Source organism: Solemya pervernicosa gill symbiont (assembly GCF_002020875.1).
Classification (GTDB): domain Bacteria; phylum Pseudomonadota; class Gammaproteobacteria.
The window spans coordinates 1-21,865 of record NZ_MPRL01000014.1 but is presented as its reverse complement, the minus strand read 5'-3'; the positions used below and the strand labels follow the sequence as shown (position 1 = coordinate 21,865).

19 protein-coding genes are annotated in these 21,865 nt (G+C 57.8%); 3 read left to right on the top strand and 16 right to left on the bottom strand.

Annotation, left to right across the window (positions count from 1 at the left end; translation table 11 throughout):
* The first annotated feature begins 79 nt into the window (after positions 1-79).
* Positions 80-1,954, top strand: coding sequence for a cytochrome c/FTR1 family iron permease (locus BOW52_RS04975; RefSeq protein WP_078482989.1), 1,875 nt, complete (start codon positions 80-82; stop codon positions 1,952-1,954).
* Positions 1,955-2,053: 99 nt separating this feature from the next.
* On the opposite strand, the gene BOW52_RS04970 is transcribed toward BOW52_RS04975, so the two are convergent.
* The 16 genes from BOW52_RS04970 to BOW52_RS04895 form a co-directional block, all read right to left on the bottom strand.
* Positions 2,054-2,446, bottom strand: a complete 393-nt coding sequence (locus tag BOW52_RS04970; protein WP_172840173.1) for an autotransporter domain-containing protein — start codon at positions 2,444-2,446, stop codon at positions 2,054-2,056.
* A complete protein-coding gene (locus tag BOW52_RS04965; RefSeq protein WP_078482987.1) occupies positions 2,389-4,707 on the bottom strand; it encodes an autotransporter outer membrane beta-barrel domain-containing protein in 2,319 nt (772 codons plus the stop codon). Before BOW52_RS04965 ends, BOW52_RS04970 begins: the two co-directional genes overlap by 58 nt.
* The gene (locus BOW52_RS04960; protein ID WP_172840170.1) at positions 4,623-5,684 is read right to left on the bottom strand and encodes an ESPR-type extended signal peptide-containing protein; all 1,062 of its coding nucleotides are present in this window, start codon (positions 5,682-5,684) and stop codon (positions 4,623-4,625) included. The genes BOW52_RS04965 and BOW52_RS04960 overlap by 85 nt, the downstream gene beginning before the upstream one ends.
* 591 nt (positions 5,685-6,275) lie before the next feature.
* Complete coding sequence (locus BOW52_RS04955) at positions 6,276-6,698, bottom strand: hypothetical protein (protein WP_078482985.1); 423 nt, start codon at positions 6,696-6,698, stop codon at positions 6,276-6,278.
* Positions 6,699-6,709: 11 nt separating this feature from the next.
* Positions 6,710-8,023 (bottom strand): adenylosuccinate synthase, encoded by a 1,314-nt coding sequence (locus BOW52_RS04950; RefSeq protein WP_078482984.1) that lies wholly within the window; start codon positions 8,021-8,023, stop codon positions 6,710-6,712.
* 96 nt (positions 8,024-8,119) lie between these two features.
* Positions 8,120-9,307 (bottom strand): ATP phosphoribosyltransferase regulatory subunit, encoded by a 1,188-nt coding sequence (locus BOW52_RS04945; RefSeq protein WP_078482983.1) that lies wholly within the window; start codon positions 9,305-9,307, stop codon positions 8,120-8,122.
* 49 nt (positions 9,308-9,356) lie between these two features.
* Complete coding sequence (locus tag BOW52_RS04940) at positions 9,357-9,548, bottom strand: DUF2065 domain-containing protein (protein WP_078482982.1); 192 nt, start codon at positions 9,546-9,548, stop codon at positions 9,357-9,359.
* Between the two features lie 71 nt (positions 9,549-9,619).
* Positions 9,620-10,492: a protease modulator HflC gene (gene hflC, locus BOW52_RS04935; protein WP_078482981.1), complete on the bottom strand. Its 873-nt coding sequence runs from the start codon at positions 10,490-10,492 to the stop codon at positions 9,620-9,622.
* Positions 10,492-11,667: an FtsH protease activity modulator HflK gene (hflK, locus tag BOW52_RS04930; protein WP_078482980.1), complete on the bottom strand. Its 1,176-nt coding sequence runs from the start codon at positions 11,665-11,667 to the stop codon at positions 10,492-10,494. Before hflK ends, hflC begins: the two co-directional genes overlap by 1 nt.
* Before the next feature lie 57 nt (positions 11,668-11,724).
* Positions 11,725-13,044: a ribosome rescue GTPase HflX gene (gene hflX, locus BOW52_RS04925; protein WP_078482979.1), complete on the bottom strand. Its 1,320-nt coding sequence runs from the start codon at positions 13,042-13,044 to the stop codon at positions 11,725-11,727.
* 35 nt (positions 13,045-13,079) lie between these two features.
* The gene (gene hfq, locus BOW52_RS04920) at positions 13,080-13,355 is read right to left on the bottom strand and encodes an RNA chaperone Hfq (RefSeq protein WP_078482978.1); all 276 of its coding nucleotides are present in this window, start codon (positions 13,353-13,355) and stop codon (positions 13,080-13,082) included.
* Positions 13,356-13,495: 140 nt separating this feature from the next.
* Positions 13,496-14,434, bottom strand: a complete 939-nt coding sequence (gene miaA, locus BOW52_RS04915; RefSeq protein ID WP_078483041.1) for a tRNA (adenosine(37)-N6)-dimethylallyltransferase MiaA — start codon at positions 14,432-14,434, stop codon at positions 13,496-13,498.
* Positions 14,435-14,438: 4 nt separating this feature from the next.
* Positions 14,439-16,247, bottom strand: a complete 1,809-nt coding sequence (mutL, locus tag BOW52_RS04910) for a DNA mismatch repair endonuclease MutL (protein WP_078482977.1) — start codon at positions 16,245-16,247, stop codon at positions 14,439-14,441.
* A gap of 77 nt (positions 16,248-16,324) precedes the next feature.
* A complete protein-coding gene (locus BOW52_RS04905; protein WP_078483040.1) occupies positions 16,325-17,647 on the bottom strand; it encodes an N-acetylmuramoyl-L-alanine amidase in 1,323 nt (440 codons plus the stop codon).
* Between the two features lie 126 nt (positions 17,648-17,773).
* The gene (gene tsaE / locus BOW52_RS04900; RefSeq protein WP_236725644.1) at positions 17,774-18,232 is read right to left on the bottom strand and encodes a tRNA (adenosine(37)-N6)-threonylcarbamoyltransferase complex ATPase subunit type 1 TsaE; all 459 of its coding nucleotides are present in this window, start codon (positions 18,230-18,232) and stop codon (positions 17,774-17,776) included.
* Positions 18,229-19,713 carry an NAD(P)H-hydrate dehydratase gene (locus BOW52_RS04895; RefSeq protein WP_078482976.1) on the bottom strand — a complete coding sequence of 495 codons (1,485 nt, stop codon included), beginning with the start codon at positions 19,711-19,713 and terminating at the stop codon, positions 18,229-18,231. Before BOW52_RS04895 ends, tsaE begins: the two co-directional genes overlap by 4 nt.
* A 23-nt stretch (positions 19,714-19,736) precedes the next feature.
* On the opposite strand from BOW52_RS04895, the gene queG reads away from it, so the two are divergent.
* Positions 19,737-20,825, top strand: coding sequence for a tRNA epoxyqueuosine(34) reductase QueG (queG, locus tag BOW52_RS04890; RefSeq protein ID WP_078482975.1), 1,089 nt, complete (start codon positions 19,737-19,739; stop codon positions 20,823-20,825).
* 62 nt (positions 20,826-20,887) lie between these two features.
* Positions 20,888-21,673 carry a lipid-binding SYLF domain-containing protein gene (locus tag BOW52_RS04885; RefSeq protein ID WP_078482974.1) on the top strand — a complete coding sequence of 262 codons (786 nt, stop codon included), beginning with the start codon at positions 20,888-20,890 and terminating at the stop codon, positions 21,671-21,673.
* Positions 21,674-21,865: the final 192 nt, after the last annotated feature.

The window sequence follows — 21,865 nt, the reverse complement described above, 5'->3', positions numbered from 1 at the left end:
TCAGAGATTTGACAAACAACGCTAATGAGAATTACAATCATTTACAACAATTCCCCCTGTAAGCCTTGAGAACGATTCGATGAAACAACTCCTCACAGCCATCCTGATGTGGCTCACCCTCCCCGCGTATGCCAGCGAAACTCAACAACTTCTGCAACTGCTCGACTACGTAGGCGTCGACTACGCCGAGGCGGTTGAGAACGGCAAGATCATCAACAGAGGTGAGTACAACGAGATGGTTGAGTTCTCCAGTGCAATCTCAGAATCGATCGCGACGCTACCTTGGAGCGAGATCAAACCGGCGCTGAAAATTGATGCGCAACAGCTGGTCGATACAATCAACGCCCGCCAGCAGAGCAGCGTTATTATTGAACTGACCGCTGCGATGCGTCGACAGGTGATGAACGCCTACGAAGTGGTCTCAGTTCCCGGCAAAGCACCCGACACTCTCCTCGCCCAGCAGCTCTATCAAGAGAACTGTGCAGCCTGTCATGGTGAGACGGGGTTAGGCGACGGCACTGCTGCAAACGGCATGGAACCGGCCCCCACCAACTTTCTCGATATCGAACGCCACCGGCAGCGCACTCTGTTTGGCCTCTACAACACCATCACCCTCGGCGTGAGCGAGACCGGCATGCGCCCCTTCAATGAGCTGAGCGACCATGAGCGCTGGTCACTCGCCTTCTACGTCGGCGCACTCCCTTACACCAACGTCAAAGCAACATCAGAGGGCGTTAACGGACTCAACACCCTTCAGCAGATTACAACCACCACCCCGGCCGATGCCGAATTGCATTTCGGCACCAAGGGTCTGGTCGCACTCTCCACCTACCGCAACCACCCCGGCTCACTATTCAGAGGCAAACGTACGCCACTCACACTCAGTCGAGAGCTGCTTGCATCTAGCCTGCAACACTATGTTGAGGGTGATCATGAACAGGCACAGAAACTCGCCGTCACCGCCTATCTCGAGGGCTTTGAGATGGTTGAGGCGACTCTTTCTCTCAAGGCACCCGAGCTAAGCAAAGAGATCGAGACGGAGATGGGCGCCTATCGCAACGACCTGCGCAAGGATCTTGGCATCAAGCAGGCGACCAAACGTCAGCAGCAGATCGACGTGATGCTCGCCGTTGCCCACGATCTATTGATGCAGAAGAGCCTCTCCAGTGGCAGTGCATTCGGCAGCGCCTTCATTATCCTGTTACGTGAAGGACTCGAAGCGATTCTGGTACTCGCCGCACTGATGGCAGTACTGATCAAGACCGGCCGTCGAGATGGCCTCCCCTACCTGCACGCCGGCTGGGTTCTAGCGGTGATCGCCGGAGCCGCTACCTGGTGGGTATCAACCTATCTGCTCACCATCAGCGGTGCACTGAGAGAGATGAGCGAAGGCATCGCCGCACTCACCGCCGCCGGCATCCTCTTCTTTGTCGGCTTCTGGATGCACAGCAAGACCAACGCCGTACAGTGGAAGAAGTTCATCGACCAGACCATGGGCCGCGCACTCGGTAGCGGCACCCTCTGGTCACTGGCCGGACTCTCCTTCATCAGCGTTTATCGTGAGATGTTCGAGACCATCCTCTTCTACCAGGCGATCTGGGTGCAGACCGATGCTGCTGGCCACAACATGGTCATCACCGGAATGATCTCCGCCACCGCCGTATTATTGGTCGTCGCCTGGCTGGTGATGCGCTACAGCACCCAACTACCACTACGCCAGTTCTTCGGCTTCACCGGCCTGTTCCTCTTCATCATGGCAGTGATCTTTGCTGGCAAAGGGATCGAGGCACTGCAGGAGGCGGGGAACATTCCCAGCGACCCACTAAACATGCCGTTCATTGAATTGGTCGGGTTGTCGAACAACACCCAGGGACTGCTGATTCAGTGTGCCATGATTGCGGTGACTGTTGGTTTGATCTGGGGGCGCAGGGTTCGGAGTAATGCCGTTGCCTAGTTGCCCGTAGTTACAATCATTAAGTAGAAAGGGCCTCTTTTGAGACCCTCTCTCTTTACGCGTTTGCGCCAGAACGGCACGTTCAACAGCAAGCCCGGTTCAGAACATCCAACTGAACTTGAGAGCTGCGGTCTGCTGCAGGAAGTCGTTGCGCCCCTCCAGATCGTAACTCGCAGTGATCTCGGCACGATCACCGGCTGCGATTGAGACGCCCGCACCGACCCTCGCGAGCCACGGTGAGGGATCGATGCCGGTCGTGGTAAAGGCGGTGCCGCCCCCGGCATAGGAGGCGGTCAGGCTGGTAGTATCGTTGAGCAGGTCGTAGCCGATACCGGCGTTGGCCAACAGCATGGTGCTACTGCCAAGACGATGCACCAGATCGCCCTGCGCCATCACGATCAGCTCTTCGCTCCGCTCACCCTCGACACTCAAGTTCAGCGCCCCGGCACCCGTTTCGGTATATTCATCATCACGGATGTTGGCATAATCCAACCGGATGCCAGGGATAAAGCGGGTCTTTTCGCGCTAACCGCCATGGATAGCGAAGCGAAGGCGGTTAGTCCGCGATAGTCGACGCCGTCTGCATATTCGTAGTTGAGAGCGCGAGCGAACGGGGCGCCGTAGGCATAAACGGTCGCGTTAAGTATTTGCCGCTTGCTTGGGCTTGGATGCCCAAAACAAGCTTCCGCAAAAATAGCGACTCCCCGGCTCTGCACCAGCCGATAGCCGACGCCGAGTCCGATATGAGTGGTGTCGCTGCCGTAGTCGGCCTTGGCGGTACGATCGATGAAGGTGATATTGCGATGGCTATCGGTGACGTTACGGCCGATGTCGATCTGCCAGTCGAACTCGAATCCGGGATCGTTAACCGAGCTGTGGCTGCCGTAGAGCGCCGTCTGATAGGCCTCGATATCGGTCGTGTTGCCGGAGGCGAGTCCACGCCCCCTGACCTCGCTATCGATATAGGAGAGCGCAAGCCCGACGCGATAGCCGTTCTCAAGCTCAACATCAATGCCACCGACCAGGCCGTGGCTATCGGCATCAAAACCATCCACCCCGTCACGATGCTCCTGGTCACTCCAGCTTCCGATCGGCTTCAGCCACACCTCACAATCGGTGAGATAGTCAGTGCCTGAGGCACGACCACACCCCGCTCTGTGACGTTTGCCGATCTCACGGTTGACGCTGTGCATCACACTGGCGGCTACTCTGGGTCCGCCGCCGACCAGCAGCGGAAGCGTCTCGGCAACCGCGGCGCTCACCGCCTGTGCGTTGGCCTGCTGTCCCAGCGCAATCACGAGATTATCGGTATCGCTGCCGCTCATTCCCGCATCGAACAGGGTATCGAGCACCCGCGCAGCATCAAGACCACTCTGGAAATTGGCACTGGTGACGCTGTCAAACACCGGAGTTCCGTTGAGAACCAACAGATCGACGCGATCGCCCTCGATCGCAGGGAAGAAGTAGAAGCTGGCACTGTCATCGGTAACGCTGTAGGTGGAGGCGTTCAGCGTGCCAGCGCTGATTACCCCCGTCAGGGTGTCGCCAATCGCCAGGCTGTTCACATCGGCGACATCGACATCAATGCTGGCCTCCGACGTGAAGGTGGCCGTGCCTGCAACAGAGAGAATGCCGAAACTATCCGGCGCCGACACGCCGCTCCTGAACGTGGCGTCTGCCGCCTGCGAATAGTCACCACCCAGACTCAGCGTTTCACCATCGACCACCGAGAGCGTGCTGCCATCGACGCTGAGCGTACCGCTGAGGCCACTCAGATCACCGCTGAAACGGGTGGTACCCGAGAGCAGTCCGACCGAACCGGAACCACCGATATCACCAGCAAAGGTCACGCTATCGGAGCGATTGAAACGCAGCAGACCGTGATTGGTGATATTGCCGGCAATGCTGCCGCTGGTGCCGCCACTGCCGATCGTCAGCGTACCGCCACTAATGGTGGTGCCACCTGAGTAGCTGTTGTCTGCCGTGAGCGTCAGGGAGCCCGCTCCGGTTTTACTCAGCGCACCGCTGCCGCTAAGCGTGACCGCCACCATGGCCGCCACATCCTCATCGACACGCGCCTCAACCCCGGCAGCGGCCAATTCGATTGAGCCGTTGCTGTCGACATCGCTCAGGGTATAGCCGTCAGTGGCGAACTGCAGACCTGAAACGGTGTGAGTTCCATCGACCTCTACTGTCCCGGCGCTCCCGGAGAAAACCGCCGTCAGATCGTTCCAGGCACGATTGAGATTACCGCTCTCACTGGTCCAGTTGCTGGTTGCCGCCGCCCAGGTACCGCTACCCCCATCGACGGTGTCATCGGCACTGCTATCGCCACCATCCCAGAACTGCAGGCCAGTGTAGTCCACGTCGAGCGCCACCTGGCCGAGGGTGGTATCGATGGTGTAGTTGTAACCGGCGAGCAGGCCGGTGCCGAACTCAAGGGTGTTGTCGGTCAGCGCGGCACCGTAGTTGATAAGCACGTATCGACCGCTATCGCCCGGTGATAGACCAAAGTCGAAACCACCCAGATCGGTCACATTGAGAATACCATCCAGCGTCAGATCGCCGGTGACGGTGATCAGATCGCTGTCGACACCAGCCATACCGGTCGGTGCAGCAAGTTCGAAGTCGAGCACCGAGGCGTTGTTGAGGATCAACGACCCCACCGTCAGATGGCCAGGTGAGTTGCCTGCCGCCAGGGTGCCGCCATCGGCCACACTGACGGCACCGCTGATCGTACCGCTACCACCCACAGTGTGCCGCCACCGTTCACATTCACGCTGCCCGCGCCGGTGGCGCTTCCGCTGCCGTTGTTGACCTTCAGGGTGCCGCCATTGATGGTGGTGGTGCCGCTGTAGGTGTTGCTACCCGAGAGGGTTGTCGTTCCGGAGTAGAGCGAGACCGAGCCACTGCCTGTGATAGCGGGTGAAAAGAGGTAATTTGAATCGGTATGGTTGAACACCAGCGCTCCGGTACCACTACCAAAACGAACCTCTGCTGCTATCACACTACCCGCAGCAACTGCACTGTCACCAGCGGCTGCACCGATATTGAGTACACCTGAGGAGCCTATTGCAACACTACCTGCTCCAGACTTTACCCTCACCGAGCCGCCGTTGCTCAGTGTCAGACTGCCACTCCCTTCCATCCCCACATAGTGCGACCCTCCGTCATCAAGCATCGAACCCAATCCATCAACGGTGACAATACCCGAACCGCTCGCCTTCATACCAAGAACGAGATTGTCGCCCTCCACCCGGCCACCATTACCGATAGACAGGGTACCGGTTCCAAAATGCCCCACATAACCGAAGTACCCGACACCCAATACCGCATCGTCTCCCTCAACTGTGACCGTTCCGGTCGTCCCCGCATTAAAGCCAACACGGATTTCACCACCCCCCCAGCTCCCCGATGTAACCTGGACGGTCCCCCCATTCTGGATATAGGCATTCAGTGTGTAATTCACTGGAACACCGTTGTTCCAGTTGGTCGGCTCACTCCAGTCACCCGTACCACCGACCCATGAACTGGTACCGGCATAACTTGGCGCAGCCCCACAGAGCACAACCGCCATCAGCGCGGGACGCCCCAAGTATCGTGCAGGGCTCAGCGCAGAAACCGCTTTGGAAAAAACACCTCTCCCTTTACCACCGGTACTGTCTCGCTCGCCAGCGACCACCCAGATCTTACGGGTACAATTCCAAACGGTGCGATAGACGCGATTCATCTCTTCTTCCTTAACTGATTTCAAACACTGCATTGAAAAATACAGACCGGGCCTCTGCGCACCGCATCAGATGCGGAGAGCAGAATTGATACCTATTCCCTAATACGGCTTAACGGTCTGTTACCAACTCACCTGATAACCGGACAGCATTGCTAACCTGTATTGGTAGAGGTGCAATCAACATCGACGCCGCCCAAAGTGAGGGATGCGGATCGTCTGACGTAGTGCACAGAGCGGAAATTCGATACGAACGGATGTGGTTGCATCACTGGCTCACCATCTCCCTGGTTTGTTTGCTTCCATAGCCCCAGCGTTCAGGTAGGCCGAGAAATATAAAATAACGCAGGCATCGCTAATGAGTAGCAGTGTCTGCATTTCGGCGCTAATCATATTGAAGCGAACCGCAGCTGACTATTGGAAAGTGGCAAAACAAAGCGGTCTTTTCAGAAGTCGGACCGATTTGAGACGCCTGCTGCTGACGAAGTGGTTATATAGAGGGGCAAGCGGTCACCTGCGGACAGCTCGGCACACTTCAGTTTTTCATAACCCCCAGATGAACAAGGCCTCTTGCGAGGCCCTGTTCAGGATTATCTAGTGAATACCACCCGATCCATCACTCCCCTCCTTGGGGCGCAGCAGATCGATTGGGGTGAAGGTCATGGTCGACTCCGGTACGAAGTCGCGATCGAAGACAAACTGATAGTCGTAGATTTCATCCTTACTCACAATACGCACCTGACGCAGATCAGGAATACGCACCGCCAGATAAGTGAGCATCATTACTGCACGCGACTCGTTGCTCTCTTTAACGGCACGAATCAGATGCAGGGCGGTGAAGTGGGCGCGTTGTAGCGCGTTAGGCTCTTCATAGCGATCACCAGCAAGGGTGATGCCTTTGTTCATCTCGAGATCCATCTTCGCCAGCGCCTCGAGCTGCGACTCAGCCAGTTCGTGACTGCGGTCGTACTCCAGCTGTGAGGCGCCGTCGAGAGAGATGACCAGTTTTTCGGCCATGACCGTTCGGCTTAGATCGAGTAGGGGTCGCGCATGACGATGGTGTCAGCGCGATCTGGACCGGTTGAGATGATATCGACCGGAACGCCGATCAGCTCTTCGATCTTCTTGATGTAGGCCTTGGCGTTATCAGGCAGCTCGTCGTAGTTACGAACACCGACGGTGGTCTCGCTCCAACCGGGAACTTCAACGTAGACCGGATTGCACTTCTCGTAGGCATCGGCACCGATCGGTGGTACGTCGATGATCTCGCCATCGTACTCGTAGCCGGTGGCGATCAGCAGTTTCTCAAGGCCATCAAGCACGTCCATCTTGGTCAGGCAGATGCCGGTAAGGCTATTGATCTGTGCCGAGCGACGCAGGCTGATCGCATCGAGCCAGCCGCAACGACGTGGGCGACCAGTGGTCGAACCGTACTCGTGGCCCTGATCGGCGAGGTGTTTGCCGATTGGATCGTTGAGTTCTTCACCGTCGTAGAGCTCGGTCGGGAAGGGACCGGCACCGACGCGGGTGGTGTAGGCCTTGGTGATACCGAGGATGTAGTCGAGATCGCGTGGACCGACACCAGTGCCGGTCGCCGCACCACCCGCAGTCGGGTTGGAGCTGGTGACGTAGGGGTAGGTGCCGTGGTCGATATCGAGCAGGGTGCCCTGGGCACCCTCGAACATGATGTCTTTACCCTCTGCGCGATACTTGTGCAGCAGACCGGTCACATCGGCGACCATCGGACGAATACGCTCGGCCATCGCCAGTCCCTCATCGAGAGTCTTCTGGAAATCGACCTTCTCCACCTTGAAGTAGTGCTCCAGAGCGAAGTTGTGATATTCGAGTACCTCGGCAAGACGTGCGGCGAAACGTTCGCTATCCATCATGTCGCCAACCTTGAGGCCACGACGAGAGATTTTATCCTCATAGGCGGGACCGATACCGCGACCGGTGGTGCCGATCGCCTTCTTGCCACGCGCAATCTCACGCGCCTGGTCGAGTGCGATGTGGTAGGGAAGGATCAGGGTACACGCCTCGCTGATGCGCAGACGCTTACTGGCGGGTACGCCGCTTGCCTCCAGCATGTCGATCTCTTTGAGCAGCGCATCGGGGGCGAGCACCACGCCGTTGCCGATCATGCACTCAACGCCTTCACGCAGAATGCCCGATGGGATCAGGTGCAGGACGGTCTTCTTACCGTCGATGACCAGGGTGTGTCCGGCGTTGTGGCCGCCCTGAAAACGGGTGACGGCGCTGGCGCGCTCTGTCAGCAGGTCTACGACCTTGCCCTTGCCTTCATCGCCCCACTGAGTACCGACTACAACGACATTCTTACCCATAATCTCTTCTCTTCTCGGAATATGTAAATTCTTGAATTTAGGAGTGTCGTAACGACACAAAACCGCAGCATTCTACCACCAGTTTCAGGCCGGTGCTTAATCGAGCGGTTCGACCACCCAATCACCGCCCTGCTCGACCAGAACTCGGCTGCAGCCCATCGCCTTCGCGTCGCCCTGCTGACCGGAGAGTTCATGGATAACCCGCTCTCTCTGGGCTCGCAGCTCGAACACCTTCTGATGGAAATCACTATCACCATCGGCGGGAGCAAAGATGGCGTTACACTCGGCCGTTGCCGCCTGCTCGCCCAGTGCCACCAGCGTCTTCAGGTCGGCGCTAAAGCCAGTCGCCGGACGCGCACGCCCGAACACCTTGCCGATCTCATCGTAACGACCACCCTGGGCGATCGCCTGGCCACGTCCGGGAACAAACGCCGCGAAGACGATGCCGGTGTGGTAGCGGTAACCACGCAGCTCGGCCAGATCAAAGTAGAGCGGCGTATTGGGCAGGCGCGCCTCCATCATGCGGGCGATGGCGGTCAGCTCATCGAGCGCACCACGCACATCAGCCCCGGCGTGCTCGAGCACCTCCCCGGCCTCCTTCAGCACCGTGGCATCACCATTCAGGTCGGACAGTGCACGCAGCATCTCCTCGACATAATCATCAATCGAGAGCTTATCGAAAAAGGCATCGATCTCCGGCTTCGCCTTGCGCTGCAGCGCCTCAAACAGAGCTGCCTCCTGCGCACCATTGAGCCCTGCCTGACGGGCAAGCCCGCGGAAAATGCCAACATGGCCCAGATCGACATGTACGTTCTGCACCCCGGTGAGACGCATCGTCTCGAGCATTAGACTAAGGATCTCCACATCGCTCTCGATGCCAGAGTGACCGTAGAGTTCGGCACCGACCTGCAGCGGGCTACGGGTGCCCGAGAAACCTTCGGGACGGGTATTGAGCACGGTACCGAGATAGCAGAGACGGGTCGGGAGATCGGAACGCAGACGATGGGCATCAATACGCGCCACCTGTGGCGTCATATCGGCGCGCACACCGAGCAGACGCCCACTGAGCTGATCGGTGACGGTGAAGGTCTGCAGTTCAAGATCGTGACCGGTGCCGGTGAGCAGCGAGTCGAGATACTCGATAAAGGGGGGCATCACCAGCTCATAGCCCCAGCTATTGTAGAGATCGACAACCTGACGCCGCAGCGCCTCTAGCGCCTGCGCCTGTTCGGGCAGTGCCTCATCGATCCCTTCCGGTAGTAACCAGCGATTCTCTTCACTCATAACGAGTCTCTATTACTCAGTTTCGTTTCAAATTTATGTGGAGCAGGCACTATCTCACCAGATAGAGCAGTGCCACGCCAATAATCATACTGACCAGCCCGGTAATGCGCAGGGCACGATCACTCATCTGCACCATCGTGATCAGCGCACGTCTCAATCCATCCGGACTGAGAAAGGGCAACAGACCTTCGATAATCAGCATCAGTGCGGTGGCTACCCACAGGTTGTTCCAGTCAATCATATTTCTCGGGCTTTCGACACAAAAGCCGGGCCACGTGGGCCCGGACTTAATGATCGCCTGATGGGTTGCGCTTAGCGCTTGCCGTTGGCGTCTTTATAGTACTGGAAGAACTCGGAATCAGGCTTCAGCACCACCACATCATCCTTGCTCTGGAAGGCATTTCGGTAGGCATTGAGACTACGTGTAAAGGCGTAGAACTCACCATCCTTCTCATAGGCCTTGGCGTAAATTTCCGCTGCGGTCGCATCACCCTCACCGCGAATCTTCTCCGCCTCACTATAGGCCTTGGCGACGATAACTGAACGCTGACGGTCGGCATCAGCACGAATACGCTCCGCCGCCTCAGCACCACGGGCGCGGAAGTCCTTCGCCACACGTGCACGTTCGGCCTGCATACGCTGGTAGACCGAGTCACTGACCTCACGCGGCAGATCGATACGCTTGATGCGCACATCAACCACCTCGATACCGAACTCGGCTACACCACGGTTCGCCTCTACGGTGATGATATCCATAATCTGAGAACGTTCACCCGAGACCACCTCCTGGATGGTGCGCTTACCGAACTCGCCACGCAGTCCATCTTTGATGATCTGTGAGAGTCGAATGGAAGCCTGGCGCTCATCACCGGTAGTCGCCTTGTAGTAGCGAGCGATATCGGTGATACGCCACTTAACGAAGAAGTCGACGATGACATTTTTCTTCTCCGAGGTGAGGAAACGCTCTGGCTCTGCATCGAGGGTCAGGATACGCACATCGAATTTGCGCACGTTATTCACAAACGGCAGCTTGAAGTGCAGACCTGGCTCGAGGCTGGTATCGACAATCTCACCCAGACGGAAAAGGATTCCGCGCTGACGTTGATCAACGGTAAAAACCGAAAGCCCAACAATCAGCAGCACAACCAGCGAAATGAAACCTATTAGTGATCTATTCTGGAACATTAGCGAACCTCCCGGCTGCGCTGCGTGTCACGGGCGCGTGTACCACTACTTCTCGGTGTCGACGAACCACCCTGCGGCTCAGGACGGTAGCCGCGCGTTGCGCTCTCTCCCGAGTTACCTAGTGCACCACGCTTCATCATCTGGTCGAGTGGCAGATACATCAGACTATTGCCCCCTTCAACATCGATCAGCACTTTGCTGCTCTTGTTCAACACCGACTCCATCGCATCGATATAGAGGCGCTGACGAGTCACCTCAGGTGCCTTCTGATACTCGGTCAGCAGCTGTTCAAAGCGACTTGCCTCACCTTGTGCCTCAGCAATAACAGACTCTTTATAACCGTTGGCCTCTTCACGCTGACGAGCAGCACCACCACGCGCCTTAGGAATAATATCGTTGGCATAGGCTTCGGCCTCGTTCTTGAAGCGCTCCTCATCCTCACGGGCTCGGATCGCATCTTCGAACGCGCCCTGCACCTGCTCGGGTGGCTGTGCATCCTGCAGGTTAACGCTGGTAACAATCAGACCAGTTTTGTACTGATCAAGTGCTTCCTGAATTAGCCCCTTGGTACGGGCGACCACATCGCTGCGACCCTCCTTCAGTACGAAGTCCATCTCCGATCGACCGACCACCTCACGCACGGCGGTCTCGGAGACCTCTTGCAGGGTTAGGTCAGGATCGCGGACACTGAACAGGTAGGCTCCAGCATCCTTCACCTTATATTGAACGGCCAGTTCGATGGCGACGATGTTCTCATCCTGAGTCAGCATCAGCGCCTTCATCGGCACCGAACGGACCTGATCGACATCGACCTTCTCCACCGTTTCGACCGGGAAGGGCATGTGCCAGTGAGGACCGGGCATGGTGGGCGGTTCGGCGAAGGCACCAAAGCGTGTCACCACGCCGCGCTCTGCCGGACCGACAATGTAGACGCCGGAGAAGATCCAGACCACACCGATAACCGCCGCGATCAGACCAAGGCCGATAGAGATACCGCCACCACTGGGGCGAATGGGGGTGGCACCACCGCCGCTACCGCCTCCACCACCGCCGAAGAGCTTGGAGACGCGCTCCTGCAGCTTGCGAACTACCTCATCCAGATCGGGTGGCTGTTGGCCTCCGCCACGTCCACCCCAAGGGTCTTTGTTGTCACCACCAGGCTCATTCCAGGCCATCGTCTACTCCAAGTTATATGACTCGACGCGCCGATCACGGCACGCAGAGATGGGATTCTATTGACCTTGCGCGGCTGCCGCAAGGCGCTCCTCTTTCTCACCGACCGTCTCGATCAGGCACAGGCCCGACTCGCGCTGCAGCCGCTCAAAATCTCGTTTTGGCATATTGATCGAAATACGCCAGCCACCCTGCTCATCGTGAGCCTCATGCTCCACTGCATCGAGCTGAAACAGCTGTGCACGCAGGCGACCCTCAGCAGATGTAAGCACCGTCTCTCCGACCACACGTTCATTGATAAAGTTCTCGGCCAACGCCTCAATCAGAAGCTCAAGCCCCTCACCGGTAACGGCGGAGAGCCACACCCGGCGTACTCGACCCTGCTCATCGCGCTGTATCCGAGGAGATGCATCGGCCAGATCGATCTTGTTAAAGACCTCGATCTGCGGCACCTCATCGGCACCGATCTCCTCCAGTACGCTGTTGACCTCGGCGATGGTGCTGTCACGCTCCTCATCATGGGCATCGATGATATGCAGCAGAAGATCTGCTTCACGCGTCTCCTGCAGGGTGGAACGGAAGGCGGCGACCAGATCATGCGGCAGCTGACGCACAAAGCCGACCGTATCGGCCAACACCACCGAACCGGCCTGCGGCAGATCGAGGCGTCGCAGGGTCGGATCGAGGGTGGCGAAGAGCTGATCTTTGGCGTAGACCGCTGCACCGGTCACCTTATTGAAGAGGGTCGACTTGCCGGTGTTGGTATAACCGACCAGCGAAACGGTCGGTACCTCGGCGCGGTTACGTGCCCGTCGTCCCTGATGGCGCTGACGCTCGACCTTCTCCAGTCGTCCATTGAGTGTCTTGATCCGAGCGCCGAGCAGTCGGCGGTCAGTTTCGAGCTGCGTCTCACCTGGACCACGTAGACCGATACCTCCCTTCTGACGCTCAAGGTGGGTCCAGCCCCGTACCAGACGGGTTGAGAGATGACGAAGCTGTGCCAGTTCGACCTGCAGCTTACCCTCAAAGCTACGCGCCCGCTGGGCAAAAATATCGAGAATCAGACCGGCACGATCAAGCACCCGGCACTGCAGCATGCTCTCCAGATTTCGTTCCTGAGAGGGAGAGAGGGCGTGATCAACCAGCACCAGTTCGACCCCATCACGATCAACACAGAGTTTGATCTCCTCCGCCTTGCCGCTACCGACAAAGTATTTGGCATCGGGGCGATCACGCGATCCAGTAATGGTAGCGACTGGATCTGCACCCGCAGAACGAGCCAGATCCCTGAATTCCTCCAGGGATCTGGCATCGCAATCTGGTGGGATATCCAGATGGACTAGAACGGCACGCTCGCCGCTCCGGGGGCGTTCAAACAAACAGCTCTCCCCCGCGCGACGGCGGAATTGATCGGTTAGACGTTACCCGGCTCAGGAGCGCCGTCATTACCCGCACCGCCCTGACCGTTGGCGCCCGGCTGAAAGCGGACGTTACGTGCAGGTACAACAGTGGAAATGGCATGTTTATACACCATCTGACTAACTGAGTTCTTCAGCAGCACAACAAACTGGTCAAATGATTCGATCTGTCCCTGAAGCTTGATGCCATTGACCAAAAAAATCGAAACCGGTACACGCTCTTTCCTGAGCGTATTAAGAAAGGGTTCTTGAAGCGAGTGCCCTTTGTTCATAATCACTTCTCCTTTTTTTTATATTCATACTGCTGATTCACCACCAACAAAACGAAAAAAATACTAATAATCTCAATAAGTTCCAGAAAAAATTCCATTTACGCCAAGAAAGTCTAGCACAATATATAGACTGTACCCTGCTAGCTTGGGGCAGAAGGTACCATTTTCAACACCTTTTCTACCAGTTTCGGCGCACCGGTCTCAAACCAGACGGCCTGCTCATCTCTACGCAGCCAGGTGAACTGGCGTTTAGCGAGCTGACGGGTGGCAATAATGCCCCGCTCCACCATCTCATCGTAGCTCAGGCGCTGCTCGAGGAAGTCCCACACCTGGCGATAGCCGACACAGCGAATCGAGGGTTTGTTGGTATCGAGGTCACCACGTGCGTAGAGCCGCTCCACCTCGGCGACAAAACCCTGCTCCAGCATCAGGTGGAAACGGAGTGCGATACGCTCCCGCAGCCGCTCACGATCCGTAGGTGCAACAATGACTTTTACTAAATTAAACGGCAGCTCCGCCGCCGCCCCTTTCTCAAAGTGGCTAGTCAGTGACTCACCACTGATCTCATAGACCTCAAGTGCGCGCTGGATGCGCTGCGGGTCATTTTGATGAATACGCGCTGCGGAGATTGGATCTACTACTGCCAGACGGCGATGCATCTCCACCCAGCCCACCGCCGCCGCATCCGCCTCAAGTCGAGCACGCACCTCCGGATCGGCAGCCGGCATCTCTGCCATACCGTGTTCCAGGGCACGGAAATAGAGCATTGTGCCACCCACCAACACCGGTATTCGGCCTGCGGCGGTAATCTCGGCCATCTCACGCAGTGCATCTTCACGAAACTGCGCAGCTGAGTAACTCTCTGCGGGGTCGAGAATATCGATCAGTCGGTGCGGCGCCTCACGCAGCGTCTCGGCATCGGGCTTGGCGGTGCCTATATCCATCTCACGATAGACCAGTGCCGAGTCGACACTGATGAGCTCGCAGGGGAGTCGACGCACCAGCTCGACCGCCAGATCGGTCTTGCCCGAGGCGGTCGGCCCCATGATGCAGAGCGCGGTGGGTCGTTTGCCAGCCATTGGATTAGCGGCCACGCAGGAAGAGCTTGTCGAGCTCGGTATGACTCAGCTGCACCCAGGTAGGTCGGCCGTGGTTGCACTGACCGCTACGTTCGGTCTGCTCCATATCACGCAGCAGCGCGTTCATTTCCGAAATAGTCAGACGGCGATTGGCGCGCACTGAACCGTGACAGGCGATGGTCGCCAGCACCCCGTTCATCGCCTCCTGCAGACGACGACTGGAGCCGTGCACATTGATATCAGCCAGCACATCGCGCACCAGCGCACCGACATCGGCGTTACGCAGCAATGCTGGCAGCTCACGCACAACCAACGCCTCGGGACCGAGCCGGTCGACCGTAAAGCCAAGCCCACTGAACAGCTCCGTCGAACTCTCGGCCAGATCGGCCTCGGCACGGGTGACGTTGAGCGATTCCGGTACCAGCAGCGGCTGGCTGGTAATGCCATCACCCGCCAACGCATTTTTCATCCGCTCATAGGTGATGCGTTCATGAGCGGCGTGCATATCAACCACAATCATCCCCTGCTCATTCTCGGCAAGGATGTAGATGCCGTGCAGCTGCGCCACGGCATAGCCCAGTGGCGGCGTCTCGGTCGCCTCATGCTCACCCTCAACAGCGGCAGGAGCCTGTTCGGTTGTGGTGTGTAGTGAGGCGTAGCGCTCGACCTGTTCATTCACCGCCAACGGCATACGCTGCTGCTGATAGCGTCCGCTCGATCCACCCTGCGACGAAATCGCACCCTGATAACCGTGACTAACAGGCGGCTGCAGCGCCTCACCAGAAGGGGGCTGCTGCTCCGCTCCTTCACCGGGCCTTACCGAGGCGAGTGCCTCGTGGATGGTGCGATAGAGAAAATCGTGCACCAGTCGCTGCTCACGGAAGCGGACCTCGTGTTTGGCCGGGTGGGCGTTAACATCGACAAGAGTTGGATCGAGTTCAAGGAAGAGTACAAAGGCAGCGAAGCGGCCGTGATAGAGCACATCGGCATAGGCCTGACGCACTGCATGACCGATCACTTTGTCTCGCACCGGACGTCCATTGACATAGAAGAACTGCAGATCAGCCTGACTACGCGAGAAGGTGGGATCGGCGATCCAGCCGTGCAGCCGCAGTCCGACCGCCTCATAGTCGATGTGGTGTGCCTGACTCATAAAGGCATCACCGACCAGCGAGGCCATGCGTCGTTGCTGCTCCTCCACTTCTTCGGCAACGCGCGTCTGCCACACCACCCGCTGGTTGTGGCGCAGCTGGATGGCTACCTCGGGACGCGCCATCGCCTGGCGCTTCACTACATCTTCAAGATGGCGAAACTCAGTCTTTTCTGTCTTGAGGAATTTGCGTCGTGCCGGGGTATTAAAGAAGAGATCGCGTACCTCTATAGTGGTGCCGACGGGATGGGCAGCAGGCGCACTCTCCTGCTCCTGTTCGCGCCCCTCGCTGCGCAACATCCAGCCACGTCCCCCCGTTTCGGTTGCCGAGGTAATCTCGAAACGCGATACAGAGGCGATCGCCGGCAATGCCTCTCCACGGAAACCGAAGCTGACCACACTCTCGAGCTCTTCGAGCGAGCCGATCTTGCTAGTGGCGTGGCGACTCAGGGCCAACGGTAGCTCCTCACGTGGAATGCCGCAGCCATCATCGCGGATACGCATCAGTCGCATACCGCCCTGCTCGATATCAATATCGATCCGCGTGGCACCGGCATCGATACTGTTCTCCAGAAGCTCCTTGATCACGGAGGCGGGACGTTCGACCACCTCGCCGGCGGCGATCTGGTTAATTAGTTGTGGGGGGAGACGCTGGATCGACATGACAAGGTTCGTTATTCAGAGTGCCGCTATTCTGCCACAAGCCTGCAACGAATCCCCACCAGCGCGGGGGCATGGAATCAGGTATCGCCCGATGTGGGGATCTTCAACACCTGACCAACACGAATCCTGTCGCCGTTGATACGGTTCGCCTTGCGCAGTGTCGAAACAGTGACATGGTAGCGTGCGGCGATATGACCCAGCGTATCGCCGCTGCGAATGGTGTGACTCTGCGGCTGACGTGAAGCAATGATGGTTCCCGCCGGGGCCTTGTTTGAGAAGTAGGCACGCACCCCCTTGAGAATGGCGGCCGCCATCTTCTTCTGATGGCGTGGATCGCGCAGCTTGCGCTCCTCCTCCGGATTGGAGATGAAAGCGGTCTCGATCAAAATCGAGGGGATATCGGGCGACTTAAGCACGCGGAAACCGGCCTGCTCCACCCTGCGTTTATGCACCCGCCCCAGCCCCTTGAGCTGATGCAGCACCTTGTCACCAACCTCCAGACTCGCCTCGATGGTGGCGGTCTGTGAGAGATCAAGCAGCACCGAGGCGAGCAGATCATCCTTATCGTCGAGACTGACACCGCCTACCAAGTCGGCCGCGTTCTCACTATCGGCCAGCCAGCGTGCCGCCTCGTTGGTCGCACCACGTGAGGAGAGTACGTAGACCGAGGCACCCCGGGCGCGACGGTCGCGGAAGGCGTCAGCATGGATCGAGACAAATAGGTCTGCATTGGCTCGACGTGCCTTCTCGGTGCGTTTGCGCAGACCGACGTAGTAGTCGCCGTTACGGATCATCACCGGCCGCATGCCCGGCTCACGCTTGAGCAGCTTCTCGAGCTGACGCGCAATCGCCAGCACCACATCCTTCTCACGAGTACCACGACGCCCCTTCGCGCCCGGATCCTCACCACCGTGACCTGCATCGATGGCGATCACCAGATCACGCAATGCAGCTGGCTTGGCAAGCGATTTCACCGCCTTGACCGGCACACTCTTCTTCTTGGTGACACGTTCAGCGGCAAATTCCAGGTCGATCACCAGACGATGTCCATACTCCTGGGTTGGTTTAAGCAGGAAACTCTTTGGTTTGGCCTTCTTGGAGAGATCGAGTACCAGACGCAGATCCTTGCCCTTATTGCGCGGTGCGCTACGAATCGAGGCGAGAACCGGGCCTTTCTGCTGACTGAACTTGGTTTTGAGTTTGGTACTCTTGAGATCGATTACGACGCGATCGGGATTGGGCAAGGTAAAGAGGTTGTGTTCGACCGGTGCACTGATATCGAAGACCAGGCGTGTCTTATCGGGGGCATTCCAGAGTCGGAAATCCTTCACCTCGACGGCTGCGGCAAAGCCGGTCGGCGCAATTAACAACAGCAACAGTAGAATGGTGAATCGTTTCATGAATATCTCCGGCATCCTCCTACCGGTATATTTTCACCAATATTATCTACAAAACAGAGAATTACACAACACTTATCAGGTTATGCGTCATGAAATGGGCGCAAGCCTCAGAAAACCAGGGTAACTTTACTTACCATTGCAGGCCGCTGCGATAGTTACACCCACCTCATTTCTCGACTCAAATTTGAGCAGTCGTGCCTCACCAGCATACTCGATGGTAATGACCAGATCGGCCTGCGGAAGAAAGCCTCGACCATGATCAGGCCACTCTACAAATATGACTGAGTCGGGCTCAATCAGATCGCGCAGCCCGAGAAACTCCAGCTCTTCAGGATCAGCGAGGCGGTAGAGATCGAGATGGAATAGTTGGCGACAACCAATCGAATAGGGCTCGAGCAACGTATAGGTAGGACTACGCACCGCCCCCTGATATCCCATGCCACGCACCACCCCGCGCACCAGGGTGGTCTTACCCGCCCCCAGATCACCGACCAGATAGATTGTCGCACCCGCCTGCAGCGCAGCAGCCAGCCGCTCTCCCAGCTGCTGCATGGCAGCCTCACCTTCGATACGCAACGGATTCACCTGGTGGGATTGAGTAGTGTCGGCAGATAGTCGAACAGATCGCTGGCGAGCAGACCACGCTCACCCGAGGCTGCCGCCAGATCACCGGCGCGGGCGTGGATCGCGGTGGCGAGTCGCGCCGCATCGGCGAGACGGAACCCCTGTGCCAGCAGGGCTGCGGCGATACCGGTGAGTAGATCACCCATACCACCCGAGGCCATACCAGGGTTCCCCTCATTACAGAGGGCGATCATGCCATCCTCGGTCACCGTCAATGTGCCGGCTCCCTTTAAAATAGCGCTACCGCCGTAACGGTGTACCAGCTCGCGGATCGCGTGGTGTCGATCGGTCTGCACCTCTTCGGTGTTGAGACAGAGTAGTCGTGCTGCCTCACCAGGGTGGGGCGTCATAATCCAGTTACCGCGATGCGTTGGATCGAGCGCCAATAGATTGAGTGCATCGGCATCAACGACCAGCGGCTGCGAACTTTCAAGCACTCGGCCCAGTAGCTCTGCCCCCCAATCGCCACGACCGAGTCCAGGGCCGATCGCCACCACCGTGGCGCGCTCCAGTAGCGGCAGTAGATCATCGGCATTCTCGACGCCGTAGCACATCAGCTCGGGACGTGCCGCCAACAGCTCGGTACAGTGCTCACGACGAGTAGCGACTGAAACCAGACCAGCACCGCTACGCAGTCCCGCTTCGGCTGCGAGACGCACCGCACCGGCCATACCGTAGTCACCGCCCACCACCAGCAGATGACCGAAGTCACCCTTATGCGAAGTCGCACGCCGAGGTGTGAGCAGATGGGAGAGTCCGTCGTAATCGATACGTCGCCCGGTTGGAACAATATCCTCGTAACACCCTTCGGGGATCATCAGATCATCGAAGTGAAGTTCACCGCTGTGATCAGGGCCAACGCCGGTCATCAGCCCCGATTTGAGCCCTATAAAGGTCAGGGTTACATCGGCCTTGATCGCCGCCCACAGCACCTCACCGTGTTCGGCGTGGAGCCCGGAGGGTATATCGACCGCCAACACCGGCACACGTTCGGCATTGACCACATCAATCGCCTCGCGCCAGATATCAGTGACCTCACGGTCGAGGCCGATACCAAACAGCGCATCGACAATCAGATCGGCGTGTTCAGTCAAACCTGCAGAAAAGGGCTGAGTCGCGATACCCGCCGCGATTGCATCATCGGCAGCGAGCTTTGCATCTCCCTGCAGATTTGCCACCGGTTCGATGGCAATCAGTTCAACACGAAGCCCTGCCTCATGTGCGAGGCGGGCCGCAACATAACCATCACCACCGTTGTTACCACCGCCACAGAGAATTGCGATACGTGTTGCTTCGGTCCAGCGGGTGCGGATCAGACTAAAGATCGCCGCACCGGCACGCTTCATTAACTCATAACCGGGCGTGGCAAAGCTCTCAATGGCACGCCGATCAAGCTCGCGCACCTGAGCGGGGGAGTAGATATTGTAAGGTAGCCGTTTCATGCCAGTAGTATAGTTCCATAACGATGGAAAATTGCCCACCCACCACAGTTAACCTATCCACAGACGAATTGGCGCAGCTTGCGGCATCGATTGCCAACTGGGCCACTGAGCTAGGTTTCGATCAGATCGGCATCAGCGACACCGACCTGCATGTTGCCGAGATACATCTGCAGCAGTGGCTAAAAGCGGGCGAACACGGCGAGATGTCCTACATGGCCGCACACGGCCTGAAACGCAGCCGACCGGAACTGCTCCACCCGGGCACCCTGCGCGTGATTACCGCACGACTCGACTACTGGCCTGAACAGGGTATGCAGTCAGCGATAGATCTACTCGAGCAGGGTGAGCAGGCCTATATCTCGCGCTATGCGCTGGGTCGTGACTATCACAAGCTGATGCGCAAACGACTGCAACAGCTCGCCAAGCGTATCGAAGCGGCGATCGGCAGCCACAACTACCGGGTCTTCAGCGACAGCGCACCAGTACTTGAGAAACCGCTGGCCGAACGGTCGGGGCTTGGCTGGGTTGGCAAACACACCAACCTGATCAACCAACAGAACGGCTCCTGGTTCTTTCTCGGCGAGGTCTATACCGACCTGCCGCTGCCAACCGTAGAACCTGCGGCCAACCACTGCGGCACCTGCCAGCGCTGTATCGAGGTCTGCCCCACCCAGGCGATCACCGCCCCCTACCAACTCGATGCGCGGCGCTGTATCTCATACCTCACCATCGAACTGCAGGGTGCTATCCCACTCGAGTATCGTGCTCAGATCGGTAATCGCATCTACGGCTGCGACGACTGCCAACTCTTCTGTCCCTGGAACCGATTTGCACAGATGAGCCGTGAGGCGGACTTTCTGCCACGCAATGATCTCGACAATGCGAGCCTGATCGAACTCTTCGACTGGAGTGAGACGGAATTTCTGCAGCGCACCGAGGGCTCACCCATTCGACGTCTCGGTCACCAGCGCTGGCTGCGCAATATCGCAGTAGCCATGGGCAACGCTGCCAGCAGCGAATCGATCCGCCAAGCGCTGCGATCCCAGTCCAGCCATCCATCAGAGTTGGTCCGAGAGCATGTAGCCTGGGCACTGTCACAGCAGGGCCAGTAGCCCCATTTGGTCTGCGCTGCGCTTTCCTCTACTATCGGCGCAATAACAATTTGGAGAGAAACATGGCCCTGACCCAACGCCTTGCCGCATTTATCGTGGCATTCGCCCTCCCCTTTACCAGCTACGCCAGCACCGAGCAGCGTGAAAAGATCAAAGAGGCGATCGATGTTGTCACCGAATCATTCTCCATCCCCGAAGAGGGCATCCCACCGGGAATGCTGAAAAACGCCAAGGCGATCGCCGTTATTCCCGGCATGGTCAAGGTCGGTTTTATTATCGGTGGCCGTTTCGGTAGTGGCGTGGTGATGGTGCGCAGTGAGGATGGTCACTGGAGCAATCCCGCCTTCGTCACCCTCACTGGTGGCAGCGTCGGCCTGCAGGTCGGTGCGCAGTCGACCGATGTGATCCTGATCTTCAAGAGCGACAAGAGCCTCGAGAGCATGAAAAGCGGCAAACACACCCTGGGTGCCGATGCCGGTATCGCCGCTGGACCAGTCGGTCGCTCGGCTGAGGCGGCCACCGATACCGAGATGGAGAGCGAGATCTACTCCTACTCACGCAGCAGCGGCCTCTTCGCCGGTGTCTCACTACAGGGCGCCTCATTCCAGTTTGATGATGATGCCAACGCCGCCTTCTATGAGGAGGGGGTCGAGGTCGATGCAATTCTCAACAATCAGGCAACTCCCTCATCAGAGATCGTCGAGCGCCTGCGCTCCACTCTGGAGCTAGGTGAAGCGGCCAAGCTGGAGATGGCTGTCAAAGAGGCTGCCGCCGAGAAAGAGAAACGTGCCGCACCTAAAGCACCCGAATCGAATCCCAATCCAGGCAAGGGCATTCTCGATATATAGACAACAGGAACACCTCTACCATGTCATGGATGACATTTATCATAATCGCGGTTGTTTTTTCGATCGCGATACAAGCTATAGGCCGGGGAAATTCAACCGGGGAGTCGCTATTTTTGCGGAAGCTTGTTTTGGGCATCCAAGCCCAAGCAAGCGGCAAATACTTAACGCGACCGTTTATGCCTACGGCGCCCC